Origin of the sequence: Chondrinema litorale, assembly GCF_026250525.1 — a bacterium.
GTDB lineage: Bacteria > Bacteroidota > Bacteroidia > Cytophagales > Flammeovirgaceae > Chondrinema > Chondrinema litorale.
This window is the reverse complement of sequence record NZ_CP111043.1, coordinates 4,824,501-4,846,530: the sequence shown is the minus strand read 5'-3', so window position 1 is coordinate 4,846,530 and position 22,030 is coordinate 4,824,501. Positions and strand designations below refer to the sequence as shown.

At 33.7% G+C, this 22,030-nt stretch carries 21 protein-coding genes; 11 read left to right on the top strand and 10 right to left on the bottom strand.

Annotated elements, in window-relative coordinates:
- Positions 1-63 precede the first annotated feature (63 nt).
- On the bottom strand, positions 64-1,389 hold the full coding sequence (locus tag OQ292_RS20075) for a caspase family protein (RefSeq protein ID WP_284683930.1): 1,326 nt from the start codon (positions 1,387-1,389) through the stop codon (positions 64-66).
- Positions 1,390-1,663: 274 nt separating this feature from the next.
- Between OQ292_RS20075 and OQ292_RS20070 the strand changes: the two genes are divergently transcribed.
- From OQ292_RS20070 to OQ292_RS20055, 4 genes are all read left to right on the top strand, one after another.
- Entirely contained in the window at positions 1,664-2,659 is a 996-nt protein-coding gene (locus tag OQ292_RS20070; protein WP_284683929.1) for a PorP/SprF family type IX secretion system membrane protein, read from the top strand.
- A 194-nt stretch (positions 2,660-2,853) separates the two neighbouring features.
- Complete coding sequence (gene uvrA / locus OQ292_RS20065) at positions 2,854-5,700, top strand: excinuclease ABC subunit UvrA (RefSeq protein WP_284686027.1); 2,847 nt, start codon at positions 2,854-2,856, stop codon at positions 5,698-5,700.
- A complete protein-coding gene (locus OQ292_RS20060) occupies positions 5,687-6,802 on the top strand; it encodes an aminotransferase class V-fold PLP-dependent enzyme (RefSeq protein ID WP_284683928.1) in 1,116 nt (371 codons plus the stop codon). Before uvrA ends, OQ292_RS20060 begins: the two co-directional genes overlap by 14 nt.
- Before the next feature lie 130 nt (positions 6,803-6,932).
- Positions 6,933-7,274 (top strand): hypothetical protein, encoded by a 342-nt coding sequence (locus tag OQ292_RS20055; protein WP_284683927.1) that lies wholly within the window; start codon positions 6,933-6,935, stop codon positions 7,272-7,274.
- Between the two features lie 64 nt (positions 7,275-7,338).
- Here the strand turns inward: OQ292_RS20055 and OQ292_RS20050 are convergent, their stop codons facing one another.
- Positions 7,339-8,478 carry a fatty acid desaturase family protein gene (locus tag OQ292_RS20050; protein WP_284683926.1) on the bottom strand — a complete coding sequence of 380 codons (1,140 nt, stop codon included), beginning with the start codon at positions 8,476-8,478 and terminating at the stop codon, positions 7,339-7,341.
- Between the two features lie 345 nt (positions 8,479-8,823).
- Here OQ292_RS20050 and OQ292_RS20045 point away from each other — a divergent pair, with 345 nt between their 5' ends.
- The gene (locus OQ292_RS20045) at positions 8,824-9,408 is read left to right on the top strand and encodes an SCO family protein (protein ID WP_284683925.1); all 585 of its coding nucleotides are present in this window, start codon (positions 8,824-8,826) and stop codon (positions 9,406-9,408) included.
- A gap of 76 nt (positions 9,409-9,484) precedes the next feature.
- Here OQ292_RS20045 and OQ292_RS20040 read toward each other — a convergent pair whose 3' ends face one another.
- Complete coding sequence (locus tag OQ292_RS20040; RefSeq protein WP_284683924.1) at positions 9,485-10,126, bottom strand: DUF2202 domain-containing protein; 642 nt, start codon at positions 10,124-10,126, stop codon at positions 9,485-9,487.
- Between the two features lie 231 nt (positions 10,127-10,357).
- Here OQ292_RS20040 and dinB point away from each other — a divergent pair, with 231 nt between their 5' ends.
- The gene (gene dinB / locus OQ292_RS20035; protein ID WP_284683923.1) at positions 10,358-11,434 is read left to right on the top strand and encodes a DNA polymerase IV; all 1,077 of its coding nucleotides are present in this window, start codon (positions 10,358-10,360) and stop codon (positions 11,432-11,434) included.
- A gap of 4 nt (positions 11,435-11,438) precedes the next feature.
- Here the strand turns inward: dinB and OQ292_RS20030 are convergent, their stop codons facing one another.
- Positions 11,439-12,836, bottom strand: coding sequence for an MATE family efflux transporter (locus OQ292_RS20030; RefSeq protein WP_284683922.1), 1,398 nt, complete (start codon positions 12,834-12,836; stop codon positions 11,439-11,441).
- A 114-nt stretch (positions 12,837-12,950) separates the two neighbouring features.
- On the opposite strand from OQ292_RS20030, the gene OQ292_RS20025 reads away from it, so the two are divergent.
- Both OQ292_RS20025 and OQ292_RS20020 read left to right on the top strand, forming a co-directional pair.
- The gene (locus OQ292_RS20025) at positions 12,951-13,208 is read left to right on the top strand and encodes a hypothetical protein (protein ID WP_284683921.1); all 258 of its coding nucleotides are present in this window, start codon (positions 12,951-12,953) and stop codon (positions 13,206-13,208) included.
- Between the two features lie 237 nt (positions 13,209-13,445).
- The gene (locus OQ292_RS20020) at positions 13,446-14,744 is read left to right on the top strand and encodes a M20/M25/M40 family metallo-hydrolase (protein WP_284683920.1); all 1,299 of its coding nucleotides are present in this window, start codon (positions 13,446-13,448) and stop codon (positions 14,742-14,744) included.
- A 57-nt stretch (positions 14,745-14,801) separates the two neighbouring features.
- Here the strand turns inward: OQ292_RS20020 and OQ292_RS20015 are convergent, their stop codons facing one another.
- The 6 genes from OQ292_RS20015 to OQ292_RS19990 all read right to left on the bottom strand — a co-directional run bounded on the left by OQ292_RS20015 (position 14,802) and on the right by OQ292_RS19990 (position 20,116).
- On the bottom strand, positions 14,802-15,683 hold the full coding sequence (locus OQ292_RS20015; RefSeq protein ID WP_284683919.1) for a patatin-like phospholipase family protein: 882 nt from the start codon (positions 15,681-15,683) through the stop codon (positions 14,802-14,804).
- 15 nt (positions 15,684-15,698) lie between these two features.
- Positions 15,699-16,289 (bottom strand): ribonuclease HII, encoded by a 591-nt coding sequence (gene rnhB / locus OQ292_RS20010; RefSeq protein WP_284683918.1) that lies wholly within the window; start codon positions 16,287-16,289, stop codon positions 15,699-15,701.
- Complete coding sequence (locus OQ292_RS20005) at positions 16,286-16,789, bottom strand: acyl-CoA carboxylase biotin carboxyl carrier protein subunit (RefSeq protein ID WP_284683917.1); 504 nt, start codon at positions 16,787-16,789, stop codon at positions 16,286-16,288. The genes rnhB and OQ292_RS20005 overlap by 4 nt, the downstream gene beginning before the upstream one ends.
- Complete coding sequence (locus OQ292_RS20000; protein ID WP_284683916.1) at positions 16,770-18,020, bottom strand: glycosyltransferase family 4 protein; 1,251 nt, start codon at positions 18,018-18,020, stop codon at positions 16,770-16,772. Before OQ292_RS20000 ends, OQ292_RS20005 begins: the two co-directional genes overlap by 20 nt.
- Positions 18,021-18,134: 114 nt before the next feature.
- Positions 18,135-18,872, bottom strand: coding sequence for a porin family protein (locus OQ292_RS19995; protein ID WP_284683915.1), 738 nt, complete (start codon positions 18,870-18,872; stop codon positions 18,135-18,137).
- Positions 18,873-19,105: 233 nt separating this feature from the next.
- A complete protein-coding gene (locus OQ292_RS19990) occupies positions 19,106-20,116 on the bottom strand; it encodes a M42 family metallopeptidase (protein WP_284683914.1) in 1,011 nt (336 codons plus the stop codon).
- Between the two features lie 152 nt (positions 20,117-20,268).
- On the opposite strand from OQ292_RS19990, the gene OQ292_RS19985 reads away from it, so the two are divergent.
- The 3 genes from OQ292_RS19985 to OQ292_RS19975 are packed head-to-tail and all read left to right on the top strand — an operon-like array spanning position 20,269 to position 22,023.
- The gene (locus tag OQ292_RS19985; RefSeq protein ID WP_284683913.1) at positions 20,269-20,640 is read left to right on the top strand and encodes a DUF1987 domain-containing protein; all 372 of its coding nucleotides are present in this window, start codon (positions 20,269-20,271) and stop codon (positions 20,638-20,640) included.
- Positions 20,641-20,656: 16 nt separating this feature from the next.
- Positions 20,657-21,163, top strand: coding sequence for a hypothetical protein (locus OQ292_RS19980; protein ID WP_284683912.1), 507 nt, complete (start codon positions 20,657-20,659; stop codon positions 21,161-21,163).
- Between the two features lie 20 nt (positions 21,164-21,183).
- Positions 21,184-22,023, top strand: a complete 840-nt coding sequence (locus tag OQ292_RS19975) for a transglutaminase-like domain-containing protein (RefSeq protein ID WP_284683911.1) — start codon at positions 21,184-21,186, stop codon at positions 22,021-22,023.
- Positions 22,024-22,030: the final 7 nt, after the last annotated feature.

Below are 22,030 nucleotides of genomic sequence, written 5' to 3'. Positions count from 1 at the left end.
CTAATAGGTTTATTGAAAGATTCGAAATAAGAAATGAGTTAATAAAAAATTTTTTTATTGTAATTAATAATTTATTAAAATTCTGTTCTTATCTCCAATTATTTCTGGCGTTTGTGTACGGTTAAACATCCTTCTTGCAGAATATGGTACATTTTCGAGCAAGTAAGATGAAAGCTCATCTATCGAAAGTTCACTTTTTGAACCGTAGTTATTGGCTGCTCCTTTGATCCCTCTTAAAAAGTAATAAGTAAAAAGTGAGTGAGATTGTTTAGAATACCACGAAGAAATTTGATTTCCTGAACTAGAAGAGAAAATCACAGTATTTTCTTTGTTGAGTAATTTCATTCTTGGTTCTATATAAATAGGTGATGCCTGTTTAATTAATGCGCCATTGTGCGAGTTGCCGCTAAAGCAAGCATCTAAAACTATAGTAAGAGAATTATAAGGAATTTCGGCGAGATTATCGAACAAGGTATTTAATTGATAACCTTCAAATTGCAACAGAGAAATATCTTGGCACTCTACAGGTACTAAAAAGCCTTGATTATTTTCTGTAGACGGTGCTCCGTGGCCACTATAATATACAAACACATCACTAATACCGGGTTTTACAATATTATATAGTCTAGCCTGATAATTTTCGCTATTGCCAAATACTCTATTAAAATCAGCCAGACTCGCATTTGAAATTTCAATGATGTTTCCTTCTCTAAATCCAAATGTTTTAATAAGGTATTGTTTCATGCTTTGCATGTCTTCCATTGCATAGTTTACATCTGGAATGTCTGGGTTATCGTAATATTCATTCCCAATAATTACAGCAATAGCATCTGGGTTTATGTGAGAAGTTTCAGGAATATCTACATCTACACTTTCTTCTAATACTTCTGGCTCAGCAATTATTACGGGTTCCGTTTCTTCAACTTTAATTTCTGGTTCTTGAGAAGCTATAAAAGTGGTGCTGTCCTCTTTCGATGGTTCAGGAATTAAGTTCGCCCTTATGCGTCTTCTATATTTATATATAGAGCCATTTAGAAAATCTACAAGAATAGCAGGGGGGAATAAAAAATCGAGTGCTAGAGCAAGGCCATTTACTTTGCGTCTGTCTCTAACAGTAGTAGAAGAATAACCTTCTTTTTCTATTCTGTAAGCTTGTTCGTTTGTATAATTTTCAGGTCCGCTCCTTACCGCTCGGTTAATTTTTATTCTGGAGTTGGTAAGAGCTCCGGTGTCGTTACCATTTAAGTAAACTTTAGCATCTTTAGGAGTAGAAATAACTTTTACACTTTGCGAGGTGCCACTGAATATGGTAGCACAAGATGGAAGCAGAGATAAAACTAAAAAAACGGTAAACAGTCGAAATGATCTAGGAATTAATCTGACAAACATGTTGATAAGAGTATAATTACAGTTTCGATAATTTATCTGGTTTATTTTGTAAGTAGGATCAATTTCGAATACGAGTATTTTGGTAATTAGGATGAGGTTTTTTAAATAAATGTTAAGGCAACTTAAAAAAAGTTCAGATTTACTGAGGATGACCAGTGTTTTAAAATTGGATAATCTTTTAAGTTGAATTTTAGTTTTGGGAACAATTTAAGCCCGATATTCGCTTTAAATTAATCAGTAGATAAGAGAGAAATTTTTTTATTTAGTTATATACGTGAAGATTTTTTCAGGCAAGTTTATAAGTGCTTTTATTTTTTTGAAGCTTATTCTCATTTATCATGTAATTGGGCAGGATGTGATGTTTACCCAATTTTATGCTTCTCCATTATACCTTAATCCGGCATTTAGTGGGCTTGTAAATGAGTATAGGTTAGCAACTTCTTACAGAAGACAGTGGGCCGCCATACCGCGTGGTTTAGAAACTAATATTGCATCATTCGATTACAATCTTAAAAAGCTAAATAGTGGTATTGGTTTGTATGTGATGAATGATCGATCTGGTGGATTGGATTTGCAGTCTAATCATATTGCATTTTCTTATGCATATCAACTTAAATTAAATAAAGGCTGGAAATTAAGACTTGGTTTACAAGGAGCCTATATACAAAGAAATGCAGGTTACTCTAACCTTGTTTTTGGAGACCAGATTGATAATAATACTGGAGAATCAGCCGAAAACCTGAGAGATTTTAACGCCAGTTTTGCAGATTTCGGAACTGGTTTTATGCTTTATAATAAGATATTTTGGACGGGTGTATCGATTTTTCATCTAAATGAGCCAGTACAACAAACCGAAGTAGGAGTAATGCAAATTCCTATGCGAGTGTCTGTACAAGGTGGCGCTAAAATTCCTGTAAATCCTTATGGGTTTCCAAGAATGTATTTGTCTCCTTCATTTCTATACCAGAACCAACAAGAGTTTGATCAATTAGACTTGGGAATTAATTTCTTTTATGAGCCCTTAGTGGTTGGATTATGGTACAGAGGTTTACCTCTTAAACAAGATGCAGAAGATAATATTAGTAGAGATGCTATTGCTGCATTAATAGGCTTACAAATACGATCTTTATGGATAGGCTACAGTTACGATATTAATGTGTCTAAACTAGCTGGTCAGTCTGGTGGGTCTCATGAGATATCGGTAATTTTCGAGCCTTTCAAAATCAATAGTAAAGACAGAATTCAATGTCCGGCTTTTTATCATAATTAAGAAATTTTTTTTATCTTCGATTGTGTGTTTTTCACACCCTAATAATCAAGGCTACATTTCAAAAAGAATAAATTCCTGATTTCACAGACGCTCCCGCATCTCTTTTGATCAGGTTTTTTATACCTTTGAACTTCAGAACTTTTATACAAGGCAAAGTAACGAAATCCAGCATTGTGCATCAGCTAAAAGATAAAATTACGAAAGAGAATAAATTTACAGAAGCTACAACTGAGGAGTTTATATCAGTATTTGGTGCTCGAGAGCATAATTTGAAAAATATTGATATTGAAATACCAAGAAATAAACTGGTAGTAATTACCGGCATTAGTGGCAGTGGCAAATCTTCGCTGGCATTCGATACTATTTATGCAGAAGGCCAGCGTCGTTATATGGAGAGTTTTTCTGCATATGCTCGATCTTTTATCGGGAATATGGAAAGACCCGATGTAGATAAAATTAATGGATTAAGTCCGGTAATTTCGATTGAGCAAAAAACGACTTCAAGAAACCCGAGATCTACTGTTGGAACAGTAACAGAAATCTACGATTTTATGCGTGTATTGTATGCTAGAGCAGCTGATGCTTATTCGTATAATACAGGTGAAAAAATGATTAAGCAAACGGAAGATCAGATTATAGACACATTAATCCGTTTGTATAAAAACCAGCGAATGATATTGCTGGCACCTGTTGTAAAAGGTAGAAAAGGGCACTACAGGGAGTTGTTTGTGCAGATCAGGAAAATGGGTTTTGCCAAAGTGAGGATTGATGGAGAGATTCAGGAGTTGGTGCCTAAAATGCAGGTCGACAGATATAAAACCCACGATATAGAAATTGTTGTTGATAGATTAGTGGTAAATGCCGATGACATTCAGCGAATTAGGCAATCTGTAAAAACAGCTATGAATTATGGTAAAGGCATTATGATGGTGCAGTTACCTGATGAAGAAAATGCTGTTAAACACTTTTCTAAATTTTTAATGTGTCCTACAACAGGCTTATCTTACGATGAACCTGCTCCAAATTTATTTTCTTTTAACTCACCTTATGGTTGGTGTCCAGAGTGTAGAGGTTTAGGAACCATTACCGAAATTACCAGAGAATCAATTATTCCTGATGAATCTTTGAGTATTAGCAGAGGAGCAATACTGCCTTTGGGAGAGTACAGAGATATCTGGATATTTAAAAAGTTGGAAGCAATTCTTAAGAAAAATAAGTTAAGCCTTTCAACTCCGATTAAAAAAATTCCTGAAGAGGTAATGCAGGTAGTACTGTATGGTAGTGAAGATGATGTAGCTGTAAAGTCTGTGAAGCATCCCGGAACTATGTGGAATACCAAGTTCGAAGGGATTATAAACTTTTTGCAGAAGCAACAAGAATCGGGCACAGAAAATACACAAAAGTGGATTGAAGATTTTACTGTAGTAAAAACTTGTAGTAGTTGCGAAGGGCAGAGAATAAAGAAAGAATCTCGTCACTTTAAAATAGACGATAAAAATATATCTGAACTTGCTCAGATGGATATCAGTACTCTGAAAGAATGGTTTACTGATTTAGAAAGTAGAATGAGTGAGAGACAAAATACCATTGCTGCTGAGATTCTAAAAGAAATTAGAAAGCGTATAGGTTTCTTGCTTGGTGTTGGTTTGGATTATTTAATGTTAAACCGGCCTTTAAAAACACTGTCTGGTGGTGAAGCTCAGCGAATCAGGTTAGCTACTCAGATCGGTACTCAGTTGGTTGGTGTATTATATATTTTGGACGAACCAAGTATCGGTTTGCACCAAAGAGATAATGTAAAGCTTATAAAAGCTTTAAAAGATTTACGCGATTTAGGAAATACTATCATCGTAGTAGAGCATGATAAAGACATGATGCTCGATGCTGATTATGTGATTGATATTGGACCAGGAGCTGGATCGCATGGTGGTAGAATAATTGCCGCAGGTACACCAGAAGAGTTTATTAAGCAAGATGGTAAAACTGCCAGATATTTAAGTAACAAGTTATCTATTGAAGTACCGAAAGAAAGAAGAAAAGGAACAGGTGAAAAGCTTAGATTAGAAGGAGTAAGTGGGCATAACCTTAAAAGTATAAATGTAGATTTTCCTTTAGGTAAAATGATATGCGTAACGGGTGTTTCTGGTAGTGGTAAGTCAACTTTGATTCACGATACTTTACACCCAATTTTATCATCTCACTTTTATAAATCTAAAAAAGAGCCGCTTGAATATAAAAGCATTAAAGGGCTTGAACACATAGATAAGGTAATTGAAGTAGACCAGTCGCCAATTGGTCGTACTCCACGCTCAAATCCGGCAACATATACTGGAATGTTTACAGATATCAGGAGTATCTTTTCTAGCTTGCCAGAGGCAAAAATTAGAGGTTATAAGCCAGGTAGATTCTCTTTTAATGTAAAGGGAGGTAGATGTGAAACATGTCAAGGCGGAGGAAAGGTATTAGTTGAGATGGACTTTTTGCCAGATGTTTATATTGATTGTGAAACTTGTAAAGGGAAAAGATATAACCGTGAGACACTCGAAGTGAGGTTTAAAGGTAAATCTATTTCTGATGTGTTGGATATGACAGTTGAGCAAGCAATGGAGTTTTTTGAAAACCAACCTAAGATTTACAGAAAAGTAAAAGCACTAAATGATGTTGGTCTAGGCTATATTACTTTAGGCCAACATGCAACTACACTTTCAGGTGGAGAGGCGCAAAGAGTAAAACTGGCTACTGAGCTTTCTAAAAAAGATACTGGCAAAACTTTTTATATTTTAGATGAACCTACCACTGGTTTGCACTTTCAAGATATTCAACATTTATTAAATGTGTTGAATAAACTGGCTGATAAAGGAAACACAGTTTTGGTAATCGAACATAACTTGGATGTTATTAAAGTAGCTGACCATTTAATCGATATCGGGCCAGAAGGAGGAGAAGGTGGCGGAACTATAGTTTGTGAAGGTACCCCAGAAAAAGTTGCTAAAAACAAAACCAGCTATACTGCAAAATTTTTAAAAGATGAATTGGGCTGAAATACTATCAAATTATCCAGCGGCAAAAAATAATGTCTATCTAAATACGGCTGCTTGTGGTTTAATCTCTAAAAATACTCAACAAGCAATGAACCAACATTTTCAGCACTATGTAGAGTTTGGTGCTGGAGCAAGACCGAGTTGGGTAAAAGAAAAAGCTGAAACGAGAAGCAAAGCTGCTAGTTTACTAAATGTTGAACCTGAAAACTTACTGTTTGTAGCAAATTATACAACAGGTATGAATCAGGTAGCAGCAATGTGGCAAAATAAGTACAAGAAAATACTTTTGTTGGATGGCGATTATCCGTCTGTAATTCTGCCTTGGAAAGTACATAAGTATGAATGTCAATTTTTTACGGCAGGAAAGGATGAAATTATTTCTATCGAAGAAATTGAAAAACAGATTAAAGAGACAAAACCTGATGTTTTAGCGATTAGTCATGTTCAATTTAATACAGGTTTTAGACTTGATTTAGACTCAGTTGCTGCAATTTGTAAAAAGTATGGAGTGGTGTTTTTAGTAGATGCAACTCAGTCTTTTGGTGCATTTCCTATAGATGTAAAGAAAATTGGAATTGATGTTTTAATTACCAGTGTATACAAATGGACAACTGCTGGTTTTGGTTTGGGAATAGCTTATATAAAACCAGAATTACTAGAAAATTGTCATCCTTTAATTGCTGGTAACAATTCTAATGGGCAAGCAATTACACCAAGTAATGAAGCATCCATCGAGCTTAAACAAGCAGCTTTTGAAACTGGTCATACAAACCATCCGGGACTTGCAGCTCTCAACAGTGCTTTAACTGATCTTATTAATATTGGCGTTGAGCATATTTCGGAAAGAATTTTATCGCTTAATGCTTTATTTTGTAAAGGTATTAAAGAGATTAATAGCGATCTTTTAGTATCTAATTTTTCAGAGAGTCAGTCATCTGGAATATTGAGCATTCAAACTACTCCTGAAATAGAGCAATTTCTTTTAGAAAAAAATATAGTGACCTCTTTTAGAAATAAAGGTCTTAGAATCAGTATCCATTTTTATAATAGTGAAAGTGATATTGAAACTATAATAGAAGCATTAAAAAATTGCTTAAGTTAAAAAATATATCATTCAAATTAGATCAATTTAGGGTATTAGTAGCTGCCTTGAAATTGCAGCAACAATTTTAAAGCTGGGTGTAAGTTTTAATAATTATAAACGATACAAACACACAGATAAAAAATTGGTTATGAACTTCGATGACTTAAATTTTTCAGGAAAATCACTTGATATGTGTCTGAATAAGAATATGTTAGGTAAAGTAGCTGACATGTCTTTTTTTGAAAACGACAATTGGCTATTAGATGCTGAAGTTACTTTTAGTATACATAAAGAGGATGATATGTGGTCTGTTTATTTAGTATTCTCAGCGGCTCACAACAACTACAAGTTTATTAGAAAGAAAATAAATAGTTTTCATTCAAAATCGCGTGCTAAATTATGTGCAGAAGTTTATGAGAAGAGCTCACGTAATGATCTAAGAGACGATGTAAACATTAAATCGCACACATTCAGTATTTGTAATAATTAAACTTTAAGACATAAAAAAAGCGGGCTTTCTAAATTTAGAAAGCCCGCTTTTATATATATATCATTTAGGCTACTGTGGCAGCCACTTCTTTTCTTTTGTATTGGTTATGGCCAAACAATTTTAAAGTATTATAGTGTGATACTAATGCTTTGCCAAATGTTTCATTCTCATGATATGGTAAGTTAAACTCATGAGCTGTAGCTTTTACTATATCAGAAATTTCTCTGTAATGCACATGACAAATGTTTGGGAATAGGTGGTGCTCAACCTGAAAGTTTAAACCTCCACAAAGGAAATTAGCTATATGGCTTTTTCTTGCGAAGTTAGCTGTAGTTTGCATTTGGTGTACAGCCCAGTCTTCTTCAATATTTCCAGATTCTGGTGAAGGCTCAGGGAAATCTGTTCCTTCTACTACGTGAGCTAATTGGAATACCAAACCTAAAACAAGCCCTTCTGCAACATGCATAAATATAAAACCAAAAAGGAATTGCCATACTGTAATATCCATTACTAATATAGGAACTACAATAAACACTGTGTAATAGAAAGCTTTAAAAAAGAATAAGTTAAAGTACTCGATTGGTTCGTGTGTGGTATTTTCTACCTGACCTATATTTTTCTGAAAAAACTTTTTGAAATCTTTTCTAAATACCCAAGAAAGAGATGCAAGTCCATAAAGTGGGAATGCATAAAAATGTTGGTATTTCATATGCTTTTTCCATTCTTCTGCTGGAGAAAGTCTCACTAAGCCTGGTGCTACATCAATATCCTCATCGTGTCCAGGTATGTTTGTATAAGTGTGGTGTACTAGATTGTGAGTGATTTTCCATACATAATCATTTGCACCAATTGCATTGAAAACTAAGCCAAACATTTTGTTCACAACTTTGTTAGGAGAATATGAACCATGAATTGCATCATGACAAACATTAAAGCCAATAAATGCTTTAAAACAACCAAGGATTAATGCAAGGCCAAACATAACCCAAGGAGAGAAGATTTCGGAGATAATTAGTGAGTATAAAAGTACTGTACCTCCAATAAAAAGCAGTGATTTAAGATACATAGTACCATTACCATATTTAGAGATATTATTATCTTTAAAATAATCATTTACCCTCTTAGTAACAGTTCTATAGAAGGAACTCCTTTCTTTACAAACAAACCTTAAGTTTGCCATTTTTTGCTGCTCTGTTTTTTTCATAAAGTATTGTATGAATATTAAAAACTTATTTTGGATTTTTGCCTGTTAGTTGAAAATTAATATTGTAGGTTGAATTTTGATAATTAGTAAAAAATACTCATAGCTTGTAATATAACTTTATAAGATATTTATCTTTTTTCAACAATAGGGCTTTGAGATGGCCAGTGCTAGTTCAAAGTTATTAAAAATAAGATTATTTCGATGTTTTTTAGTAGTTTTTTTATGTGTAAGCAGTATATTAAAAATTTTATAAATACGAATTCTAAGTGCCGATTTCAATTTATTTTAAATTGTTTTTGCTTAATATTAGTAGTTTCATGTGAGACACAGCAAACAGAAAAAAAGTTGTTAATTTATGGTTCACAGGAAATAGTTGAAAAAACAGATGAAAATAATAAAACGTTCAATGACACTATTTATCATATCATCAACGACTATCAATTTGTAGATCAGGATAGTGATTTTGTAACTCCCGAAACATTTGTAAATTGCATTTACGTTACTGATTTTTTCTTTACCACTTGCCCCTCAATTTGTCCTAAAATGACTGCACAAATGATGCGAGTTTATGAAGAATTCGAAGAAAATCGAAAAGTAAAACTCCTTTCGCATTCTATAGACCCAACACATGATACTGTAGCAGTTTTAAAAGAATATGCTGATAATCTGGGGGTTAAAAGTGATAAATGGCATTTTGTTACTGGAACCAAAGAAGATATTTTCGAAATGGGTAGAAAAAATTATATGGTTGCAGTGGTAGAAGATGAAAATGCAGAAGGTGGGTTTTTCCACGGTGGGCATTTTATCCTCGTTGACAATAAAAGAAGAATAAGGGGTATTTACGATGGTACAGACTCTTTAGATGTAAACAACCTGCTAAACGATATTCCAATTCTTTTAAAAGAAGTAAATAAAGATTTAGCTCAGTAAAAAAATATTTATTTTTATAAATTCAAAAAGACGGATGTACTTCATCCGTCTTTTATATTAATTAGTGAATTTCAATTTACATTGAAACATCGTCCAACAAAATGTCTGGGTTAAGAATACCTTCAAATTTTTCTTGGCTCATGTACTGAGCTTCATAAGCTACATCCATTTTTTTCATATGTTTGTCTAAAACTCTCATATGGTCTCCAATGCTGCTTAATCTATTTGTGTACATTTTAATGAGATCAGTATTTTTAGACTCATTAATTCTGTTTTCCATGTTTAAATAATTTTGCTCTTCGAGAGTCATACTTACATAATAAGCAGATAGCAAGCTGTTTTTTCCAATTTTGATATACTTATTATATTCATCTTGCATGCTAGGTATATTGAACTTACCATTTACAGCATAACTTAATGGATCTGAACCACCTTGTTTTTTAATAAATCTTTGAAACTTAAGTATGTTGTTTGTTTCATCATTAAGCACATATTCAAATGTAGCTTCTTGCCATTTGTCATGTAAGTATGCATTTACATTTTGAGCAAGCCTAGCTTCTTCAAGTGTATATACTAAACCTTCTTTTTCTGCTCCACTTAATGGGTTGTCATTTTTTGGAACAGTAAGGTTAGACATTAGCGCTGGGAATAAGAAAATTAACAGGAATGACATTCCGAATTTTCTACTGTTTTCTAAAGAATTTTTAAGTGTTTTCATATTATTAATATCGTGTTGGTTTTGGTTTTCATGCACCAATAACGTGGGCTCACGAGCTAGGCGCAATGATTTTTATCAATTATGTTTATGATATTAATCAAACAAAGTAAAGGTGACATTAGATCACTTAAATCCACTATTTTTGAACTTTTCTAGCGTATTTTCCATACTTTAGAAAAAGAATTGGGCTATAACTGACTAAAAATTTTTTTGGACAAAGTTTTTACTCAAATGCATAGAAAAATCATTCATATTGATATGGATGCGTTTTTTGCCTCAGTTGAACAAAGAGATTTTCCTGAATATCGAGGAAAACCACTTGCAGTTGGAGGATCAAAAGAAAGAGGAGTGGTTGCTGCAGCCAGTTATGAAGCCAGAGAGTATGGTGTTAGGTCTGCTATGCCTTCTTCTATCGCCTACAGAAAATGTCCGCATATAATTTTTGTAAAGTCTAGGTTCGATGTTTACAAAGAAGTTTCTAAACAGATAAGAGAAATATTTTTTGAATATACTGATTTAGTTGAGCCACTTTCATTAGATGAAGCTTATCTTGATGTAAGCGAGAATAAGAAAGACATTCCCTCAGCAACAATAATTGCCAAAGAAATTAAAGCAGCAATTAAAGAAAAAACAGGATTAACAGCTTCTGCTGGTATTTCTTATAATAAATTTTTGGCTAAAATCGCGTCAGATATGGATAAACCTAACGGTTTGTATTTGGTGCATCCAGACAAAGCTGAAGAGTTTATTGAAAAACTTCCTATTGAAAAATTTCATGGAATTGGCAAAGTAACTGCCCAGAAGATGAAAAATATGGGAATTCACAATGGGTTAGACTTAAAGCAAAGAGAAGAGTTTGAGTTAATAAAAGCATTTGGCAAAGCTGGCAGGTATTTCTACAAGATTGCAAGAGCGATAGATGAAAGACCTGTAAAACCTCATAGAATTAGAAAATCACTTGGTGCTGAAAGAACTTATTTTCAAGATATATCAGATGAAAAGGAAATGGTAGAAGCTGTGCATCAGGTATGTGAGAAGGTTTTTGATCGTATGCAAGGTGGCAAGGTAAAAGGAAAAACATTAACCTTAAAAATTAAAACTTTTGATTTTCAAATTAATACTCGCAGTACAACTCAAAATAATTATTTCGAAAGTTTAGAAGAATTAAAAATGGTTGCCAGCGAATTGCTATATCAGCCAGAATTCCCCGACAAACCAGTAAGACTTTTGGGTGTAGCTTTATCTAACCTTCAAAATCCAGAAGAAGTTAAACATGGTGTGCAGCTAAAAATTGATTTTGAAGAGTAATAACCTAAGCTGATTGATAGCTAATGTTGTTACTTTCATCCACTATAATATTTTGGTCTTTTATCATTCTTTTACTTATATGATTAAAGCGTATATAAAGTAAGATAGCTGCAATACCTAATCCACTACAGAAGCCAATCCAAATTCCTGCTTCATTAAATCCCAGTTTAAAAGAGAATATATAAGCGACTGGTAATGCTATAAACCAGTAAGCAATTAATGCGATGTAAGTTGGTACTTTTACATCAGATAGACCTCTAAGAGCACCCATCATAGTTACTTGTACCCCATCGAATAATTGGAATACACCCGCTAAAATTAATAGTGAAGCGGCTACTTTTATCACCTCAGGATCGCTGATAAATGCCAGTGGCAACAAATGATTGAAGGTTAGAAATATTAAGGCACTAAAAGCCATAAATATAAGTACCATGTAGCAAGCCGTCATGGCAGCTAGCCTCATTTCTTTATAGTTACCTTCTCCATATTGGTTGCTTACTCGTACTGTAGTTGCTGAGGCCAATCCACTTACTGTCATAAAAGTTAGAGAGGCAAGGCTCAATGCGATTTGGTGAGCTGCAAGTTCTGTCTTTCCAACCCAGCCCATCATAATAGTACCGAAGGCAAAAGCAGCTACCTCCATTGTAAATTGTAGGGCAATAGGTATACCGATAGAAACTAACTCTTTAATAGTTTCTTTTCTGAATACAAAGTGATGGTGTGCCTTTTGGTTGTAAGCAGCGAATCGCTTTGAAAACCAGACGTAAGCAAATAGACCTATAGCTTGAAATATTCTTGAAATTAGGGTAGCCCAACCAGCACCAACAAGTCCCATTGGTTCTATACCGAATTTACCGTAGATTAATATGTAATTCAGTATTACATTGAGCAAATTGCTTAACAAAGTAAACACCATTGCCGGCTTAGTTACAGAGATACCTTCAGTAAATTGTTTAAAGCTGAAGAATATCATCAATGGCAACATAGAGCTGCTTATAACAAGAAAGTACGGAATTGCTTCTGTAACAACTTGTTCTGGCTGACCCATTTTATCCATGTAATTACTAGCAATAAAAAGCACAGAGGTTAATAGCACTCCTAGAATGAGGTTTACCATTAAGCTATGTCTAAATAAGTTTGCTGCTTTTGAACTGTCTTTTCTCCCAATGGCTTTTCCTATAAGGGGAGTAAGTCCAATTGCGAAGCCCATTCCAAATATCATTACATTAGAAAATATACCATTGGCAAATGAAGATGCAGCCAAAGAGGTAGTGCCTACACGACCCACCATCATGTTGTCTACAATACCTGTAAGCATCTGACCCATTTGAGAAAGTATAATGGGATAGGCAAGTAGTAGTGTTTTACTGTATTGTTCCTTATGGTTTATTTTAATTTTCACTTTGCAAAACAAGTATAATTATACACCGAAAGCAAAGTATTTTTATACGAGAGGTAAAATTCAAAAAAGTAGAAGTTTTTGAAACTTTTTAAGCATTAACTTCTTGTAAAAAGTATGAGTAACACAGAAGAAAAAATAGCATGTCCGAAATGTACTTGGGAACCAGATGGAAAACCATATTGGCGATGCCATTGTGGCTGCATTTGGAATACATTTGATACTTATGGAAAATGTCCCGACTGTGGTTTTGTTCATAAAAAGACACAATGTATTTCTTGCGCCCAATTATCTCCACATCCAGATTGGTATCTCGACCTTGATGGAATAGAACTAGAATTAGAAATTAAAGAAGCGGTAGTTATCGAAAAATAATTTCTAATCCATCTAGCTTTATCAAAATAGTTTCATTGCTTCTTAATGAATATTAGTATAACTATGTACTTGATTTAATTTTATAGATTGGCTATTTATTAATCTTTGCAATTATATTTGTGTCTCCCAATACCAAGTCAATCAACCAATTCCAACACATCTATAAGCCTTAATAATCTCTGGCTAGAGTATTTGTATTACAAACTTAAACAAGTATAATTTCTAAATCACAGGTAAATGAAACTACAACAATCGCTATGGTTATTGCTATTAACCCTTTTTTCTCTGCCAATAAGTGCTCAAAAGATTACTAAGAAAGAAAAAAAGATATTGCAATCTATTGAAGCAAACAATGAGGAAGCTATTGAGTTTTTAAAGAAAGTGGTGAATATTAATAGTGGAACTCTCAATGCTGCTGGTGTAAAAGAAGTAGGCATGGAGTTTAAAGCAGCATATGATGCTATTAAATTTAAAACTACCTGGATTGACATGCCCGCAGAGATGAATAGAGCAGGGCATTTATTTGCAGAAACTTCAGGAAGTAAAGGGAAGAAAATATTACTTATCGGTCACCTTGATACGGTATTTGAAAAAGACAGTCCTTTCCAAAAATTTGAAATGGTAAACGACAGTATCGCTCATGCACCGGGTGGTAATGACATGAAGGGTGGAGATGTAATTATGCTATATGCACTTAAAGCATTATATGAAAACGGGTTATTAGACGATGCTCAGATTATAGCTGCCTATACAGGTGATGAAGAAAGTTCAGGAAAGCCATTATCAATTAGTAGAAAAGATCTAATTGAGGCTGCAAAGCGAAGTGATATAGCTTTAGGTTTTGAAAACTCTTCTGGTTTTAGCTATGCTACAGTTGCTAGAAGAGGAGCTTCTGGATGGATGGTAGAAGTTGAAGGTAAGCGTGCACACTCTTCTGCAATATTTAGAGATGAAGTTGGTGCAGGAGCTATCTTTGAAATGTCTCGTATTTTAAGTGAGTTTTACACCAATGTAAGAGGAGAGGAGTATCTTACTTTTAACCCTGGAGTATTGTTAGGTGGAACATTCGTAGATTTTGACGAGAACACTAGTAAAGGAAATGCTTTTGGTAAATCGAATGTAGTAGCTCAAACTGCTATGGTAAGAGGTGGTTTAAGATTTATTTCAGAAGAGCAAAAAGAGTCTGCACGTGCAAAAATGCGTGAAGTAGTAAAAAATAACTTGCCTCATACTTCAGCTAAAATTTCTTTTACAGATAGCTACCCAGCAATGGAACCTACAGAAGGAAACCAGAAGCTTCTTGAGCAACTTAGCCAAGTTAGTATAGATTTAGGTTATGGTAAAGTAGAAGGGTTCGATCCGGGTAAAAGAGGTGCTGCCGATGTTTCTTTTGTGGCTGAGTATGTAGATTGTTTAGATGGATTAGGAACAATGGGAGAGCATGCACATACTCCACAAGAAACGGTTAATTTAAACACAGTAGAAGCACTTACAAAAAGAACTGCTATATTGATCTATCGTTTGCTAAATCAATGAAATGAAAATCCTATAATCAAAAAAGCTATCTTGTAATTTATACAGGATAGCTTTTTCTCAATAAATTATTCTATTCTTAAAAGCTTCTTTTCCTACTTCAATTATTTCTGCACCTCTGTGGAAATCGAACGTACTGCAAACATTTCTAGAAACATTAATCAAAATATCTGGCTTATGCTTCTCCAGAATCATATCGGTTAGTTTGTCTTGAGTTAGATCAAAAGAACTGGTCAGCAAATCAAAGAAACCATATTGCCTTTTGGGTTTTGTGGTTTTTCCATTTTTTGATACTCCATTCCCTTTTTCAGATGGAAAAGCTTGTACAATGATGTCACTTTCGTCAGACACATTGGCATTTACATTTACTACAACTAGAAAGTCTCCTTCATGTCTATCAATCAAATCAACAGGAACTGGGTTCAATATCCCTCCATCGATCAACTCTCTGCCGTTTAACTCAGAAGGAGTGAAAATAGTAGGGATTGCCATAGACGCACGCATAGCTTCAAACAAGCATCCTTCTCTGAATATCACTTCTTTTTGGCTGTGTATATCAGTGGCTACTGCTACATAAGGTATATTGAGGTCTTCAATATTGAGATCGCCAACAATTTTTTTAATTTCGTTTAATACGCGATCACCTCTTATAAATCCTCTGGTAGAAAAAGTAAAATCTACGAGTTTAAACAAACCCATTCGATTAACACTACAAGCCCATTCGGTAAATTCATCTAACTTACCTGCGGCGTAGATACCAGCTATAATAGAACCCATAGATGTACCTGCTATGGAGGTAATCTCAAAGTTATTTTTTAGAAGCTCGTTGATTACTCCAATATGTGCGAAGCCCCTTGCTCCACCACTAGAAAGTACCAGAGCTATGGGTTGTGGTTTAGTTTTTATATTAAGAACTTTTTTTAGAAGTTGAGGAATGGTCATGTCATATTTACTTACTCATTTATCTGCCAGCATCTTAAAAGATCTTCTGTGCCAGTCTGTAACTCCAAAACGTTCAATCGCGCTTCTATGTTCTAAAGTGGGGTAACCTACATTATGATCCCAGCCGTATTCAGTAAATTTTTTGGCCAGTTTTATCATCTTATCATCTCTGTGAGTTTTAGCTAAAATCGAAGCAGAAGCAATTGCTGCCATCTTAGAATCTCCTTTTACAATACAGTGATGAGGTATCTTTTTATAAGCTTTAAAGTACAACCCATCGACTAATAAGTGATCGATTGCTGGTTGTTTAATTTTTTTTAAAGCTCTATGCATAGCTAGAAAAGTAGCCTGAGAAATATTTATTTGATCAATCTCTTTTGGAGACGCTTCTCCAACGGCCCAAGCTATGGCTTGTTCTTTAATTAATTCTCTAAGTTTATTTCTTTGTCTGTAAGAGAGTTTTTTTGAGTCTCTAAGACCCGGTAAGTCAAACTCTTCTGGTAAAATTACTGCTGCAGCTACTACTGGTCCGGCAAGACTTCCTCTTCCTGCTTCGTCTAATCCTGCTTCAATTTTTCCTTTCTCCAAATACGCCTGTAATATCATTCAAATAAGATCAAAATTTGATTTTTTTCAACATTTTCTCCAGTTTCAACTTTAATAGCTTTCACTTTACCATCTCCCGGAGATTTTAGTATGTTTTCCATCTTCATAGCCTCCAAAATTAAGACTTTATCTCCTTTTTTCAATTCATCTCCCACATTACATGCAATACTTAATATTTTTCCTGGCATAGGAGCTTTAATATCTTTAATAGCCTGAACTGCCATGTTATTAATTCCCATTTTTTCTAACAACAAATCCATCTCACTTTTAACTTTAAGTGTGGTTATTTTGCCATTAACTTTTACTGTAAATGTTTTTTCAACAGGATTGTGTTCGAGAATTTCGGCGGAGAAGCTTTTATTATCAGCGATTATATGGAATTGTTCTTCGGAAATTTCGCTGATATCGAATTTCTTGTTTTCGTTGTTTATGGTATAGTTACCAGTAGCATCTTTGGTTAGTTCAAATGCTTTATCATTTTTAAAAAATATTTTTAGCATAGAATTTTTGAGGATTGGTGTTTGACTTCCCCAATTCTACACTTTTAAGTGTATTTATCAAATTATTCAGTTGGATTTTACGATTGTAATATTTTAGTGCCGCTTCACGGCCTCTTTTACCCATGTTATCTCTCACAATAACGTTGCAGTTAAGTAGCGTATTTAAGTTTTTATTTAATTGCTCAAAGTCTGAAGGATGAGAGATAAGACCACAATCGGCTTGTCTGATAATGTCTGCGCCTTCTCCAGCTCCATGGAAAAGTACCGGTTTTCCCAAAGCCATTGCCTCATATATTTTAGAAGGAACAGTACCGTAAATTCTGGTTTTTTGTGCTATTAGAATGATGTCAGCATCTTGCATCTTTTTTATTAACTGCTGCTGATCTATCATTGAATTGAGCAATATGTTTTTTTGTGGGTTAGATTCTATAAAAGATTCTATTTTCTTTTTATCAAAGCCTTCTCCGTAAATGCTGAGTTTTACATTGTTGTGTGCTAAATCAATATTTTTGCATAAGTCGTAAATTCCATGAGCCAAACCAAGAACTCCTGCATACATGATATGTATAGGTTTATCAGTTTTTTTTGAGTGGTTTGCTGGTTTAAATTTGGCGCAATCTACCGCAGTTCTAAATAGCAGTACTTCTCTTTTTTTATCTGATGATTGTAGATAAGCTTTTATTTCGTTGGACTGAGCCAATAATAAATCAGCTTGGTTATAAGTGATTTTTTCTAGCTTGTATAGTAATCTGTAAAAGATACTATTGTGTGACGTATAGCCCATATCTTGAATGGCTAAAGGCCAAAGATCACTCACATTTACTATAAATTTTGCCTTGGTTAGTTTCTTATAAATAATTGCCGGAAAAGCCAGAGCTACTGGCGGGTATTGAAGCAGAATATAATCTGGTTTTTTTCTTATAAACAAAGGCAACGCTAGCAAAACAGAAAATGCCAGACTAAACATGGTTAAAAACCGATGAATACTAGAATCGTTATGCGATGGGAATAACCAGAACCTGTTTATTTTAATTCCTTGGTATTTTTCGCTAAAAAAAAACTTGGCTTTATAGCCTTTATAGAATTTACCAAATGGATAGTTTGGAATACCTGTAATCACTTCAACTTGGTAACCTGCATTTTTTAATCCCAAAGCTGTATGGAGTAAACGATTGGGAGCTGCTCCATACTCCGGGTAAAATGTGTTGGTAAAAATGCAGATTTTTTTCAAAGTAGATTTTATAGGTTAAAAAATTTGACCTTTTGATATTAACGTATAAATAATTGTTTTTTATAAAAAAAGGTTTTTCTTAATTATTAATAAAGCCCTAAAATGATACTTGCATTATCTTCCCCAAATTAAGGCAATTGAAAGAGCAACACCAGTATTAATTGTATATGGCCTTTCGTAACCATCTGGTAAGTTATTAATGTTTGGCACTCCCATATATCCTTTTAAATCCATCATTAGCTGTACACTAGTTTGTATCGGAATATAATAGGAAACTCCTATTACAGGACCAAAATCTATACTATTATAAGAGTCTGTAATATCTTTATTGTCTTCATTATAAGGTTCTGCATTTGTATCTGGTGTAATGCTTTCATAGTCCATATTTGCATTCACTAAATAAGATACTGAACCTCCTGCATACAAGGCAGGATAAGCTTGATACGAACCTTTTCTAAAAGTTACATTAAACAGCACTGGAACTTCTATGTAGTTCTTTTTATAGTTTGTAACTGTCGATTCAATATCAGAAGTCGTATTGTAGTCTACAGCCATTGGTTTAAAATTTAAACCTGAACTAATCATAAATTTAGAAGTGAATGCATATTGAGCTAATAAACCCACAACTGGCTGATAAACATCATTATAACTGTCTTCCACATCTGGATTTACTAATAAGTCTCTGCTTATATCTGTTCTGGCAATTCCTGCATTAATACCAATTCTAAAGCCTACCGGATTAGGTGATGAACCATTTCCGTAATATCCCGGATAGAGATGCTTATATTTGTTTTGAGCTTGTGCTTGAAAAACAGTGATGGTGAGTAATAAAAAAAGAAATCTTATCTTCATGGCAATCTTCGTTTCTATGTGTTGAAAAAATAAATAAAATACACCATTTTAATAAAAAGACTCTAAAATGAGTGAAATATTACATTTTCATAAAACTAAAATCTTCTAGTAATTTATCCCAAAGTTTTACTCAAGTCAAAAACAAATATTTTCAAATACTCATACTTTTATATGATTGGGTTAACAAAATACAGCAGGAAATTTATTAGATGTTAATATTGATATTAGTTTCATTAAGATATGTAACTCTCAATATAAGCTTTGCAAAGTGAAATCGTAGCTTCAATTCCTTGTTTGTGTGTTCTTTCATTCCCATGCGAAGCGGCTACTCCCGGACCAATAAGCGCTACCCTAAAGTTGTTGCCAGCTCTTAAAGCAGCAGAGCCATCGGAACCATAATAAGGGAATATGTCTGTAGTGCAATGTAACTGATTGTCTTTTGCTAGTTTGGTAAGGTTCTTCCTCATCTCAAAATCATATGGGCCGCTAGAATCTTTAGCACAGATAGAGCATAATGTTTCATCACCAGAGCAACCATCTCCAACTACGCCCATATCAATTACCAACAATTCTTCAATACTTTCTGCAAAACCAGAAGCTGCACCGTGGCCTACTTCTTCGTAATTAGAGAAAAACAACTCTACAGGAGCTTGAATGTTTTTTTCTTTTAGTTGGCGAGCTAATTCAATTAATACAAAACAACCTGCCTTGTTATCTAAAAATCTAGATTTAATATATCCGCTTTTTAGTTCTTCATAATGAGTGTAAAGGCAAACAAAATCTCCAACGTCTATTCCAAGGTCTTTAACATCTTCAACAGAATTCACATTTTCATCTAACCTGATATGTAAATTACTAATACTTCTCGATGATTCTGGCAGAGATTTGTTTACATGTGCTGCGGGATTGTCGTGCAGAATCGTTCCGTTAATAATTTTATCTTCTAAGGTATATACTCTCACATATTCACCTTCGGCACTATTTAACTGTAGTCCACCAATAGTTGAAAACCTTAAAGTTCCATCTGGTTTAATACCAGATACAATTGCTCCTAGTGTGTCTACATGAGCTGCAATTGCTAAAGTCGGTTTATCTCCTAATTGTAGTTTTACCGCACCTTTGTTCGTGTATTCTGGTGTATAACCAAAAGAGCTTAATACATCAAAAATATATGCAGATGCTTTTTTAGTAAAGCCAGAAGGGGAATCGATACCGATTAATTCTTTAAGAATACTGTAATCCATTTTTGTATTTTTTTTAGAAGAATATATAATCTAATAACTATTTATTTCTTAATATACCTCAATTGCTAGGTAGTTGTATTATGCTATTCACTACTTTGTGGCGTTAAATTGCCGAGATTACCTACGCATCAAAATATTAAGTAATTGCAAATATGGAAAATTTATTCTTAGAGAAATCTAATAAAACTCCCTTTATTGAATTTGACGCTAACAGAGGATTTTTACTTATAGAAGGTAGATCTATACCTGAAGATGCGCTGGATTTCTATCAACCGTTATTTACTTGGTTAGATAAATATAGCGAAACGGCACAGGAAGTAACTGTAATGGAATTTAAATTAGAGTACTTTAATACTAGTTCTTCAAAGTGTATTGTGGAGATTTTAAGAAGGTTGGAAGATATCAATTGTGAGAAACAAGTTGAGGTGAAATGGTTTTATGAGCAAGACGATGAAGATATGCAGGAGTCTGGTGAAGATTATATGCAATTGGTAAACGTTCCTATATCATTTGAACTTTACTAAATTCTTATTTTAAGATATGTCAAAAAAAAGACAAAATATATTTTACAATGAACAACATCTATTCGAAAGAAGTAGAGAGGTAAATAATGCCTTTCAAGAATCTACTGATAAAGATTTGTTGGGAGAGTATGATAGTTTGTCTTCTAATTATGGACGATTATTGGGTGAGGTGAAGTTAATAACGTCTGTTAGTGACAGACTTCAAAATAAACTGAATAAAGCCAACGAAAAAATAAGTGAACAGAATGAAAAGTTGACAGATACTGTTAACTTACTTACAAAAGCAAAAATTAGTAGAGCTGCTACTACCATAGTATTAATTATTGCTGTATTTCTTTTTATGCTTTCAGAAGGAGTGCTTGAACCAATTGTAGAAGGCTATGTTGACAATGATATTATTGGTTTCGCATTAAAAGCAGTTATCGCAATATTATTAAAACCAATTGAAATGCTAATCGAGTCAATTTTATACAAAAAGGCTCGTAAAAAGGCTCACCATTCAATAAATTTGAATGAGAAATAATTCAATAAATATTTTTAATAATGATTGACCAAAATGAATTTAAAGCATTGGTCTCCTTATTGGATGATGAAGATTCCGAAGTGTTTAGGCATGTGCATAATAAGTTATCTTCATTCGGTCACTCTGTTATTCCCTTTTTAGAAAAAGAATTAGGGGAGAGAGAGCACCCATTAATACAAGAGAGGATAAAAGACCTGATTCAGAACATGAATTATGATAATATTCTGAATCGATTTAGAAATTGGCTGCGAAGTGAAGATCAGGATTTACTCAAAGCTTTGTGGATTATTGCTTCCTATCAATATCCGGGGCTTTCTTTTGAGTCTATACACAAAGAGATTGAGCAAATCTACTACGAAGTTTGGTTAGAGTTTAGGTATGATATGCATCCCTTTGATCAGATAAAGGTTCTAAACAGTATATTCTTTCAAAAACTCAATTTTAGAGCTAATACTAAAGATTTTCATGCCTATGAAAATTCTATGATTAATGAAGTATTAAAAAAGCGCACTGGAAACCCGATAAGTCTTTGTATAGTTTATATGCTAGTTGCGAGCAAATTAAAATTACCTGTTTACGGAGTTAATTTGCCCAATCTTTTTATCCTAACATATAAGAACAAAGAAGTACAGTTTTATATTAATGCATTTAATAAGGGATTGATATTTTCTAAAGCTGATATCGATAATTATATCAAACAACTAAAGATTGATGTAAAAGAAGAGTTTTATGAGCCTTGTTCTAATCTAGACATAGTAAAAAGAATACTTAATAATTTACTGGTTGCTTTTGACAAACAAAATGCGCCAGAAAAAATAAGCGATATTAATAAAATTATAGAAGTATTAGAAAATGAATAAAGCCGGA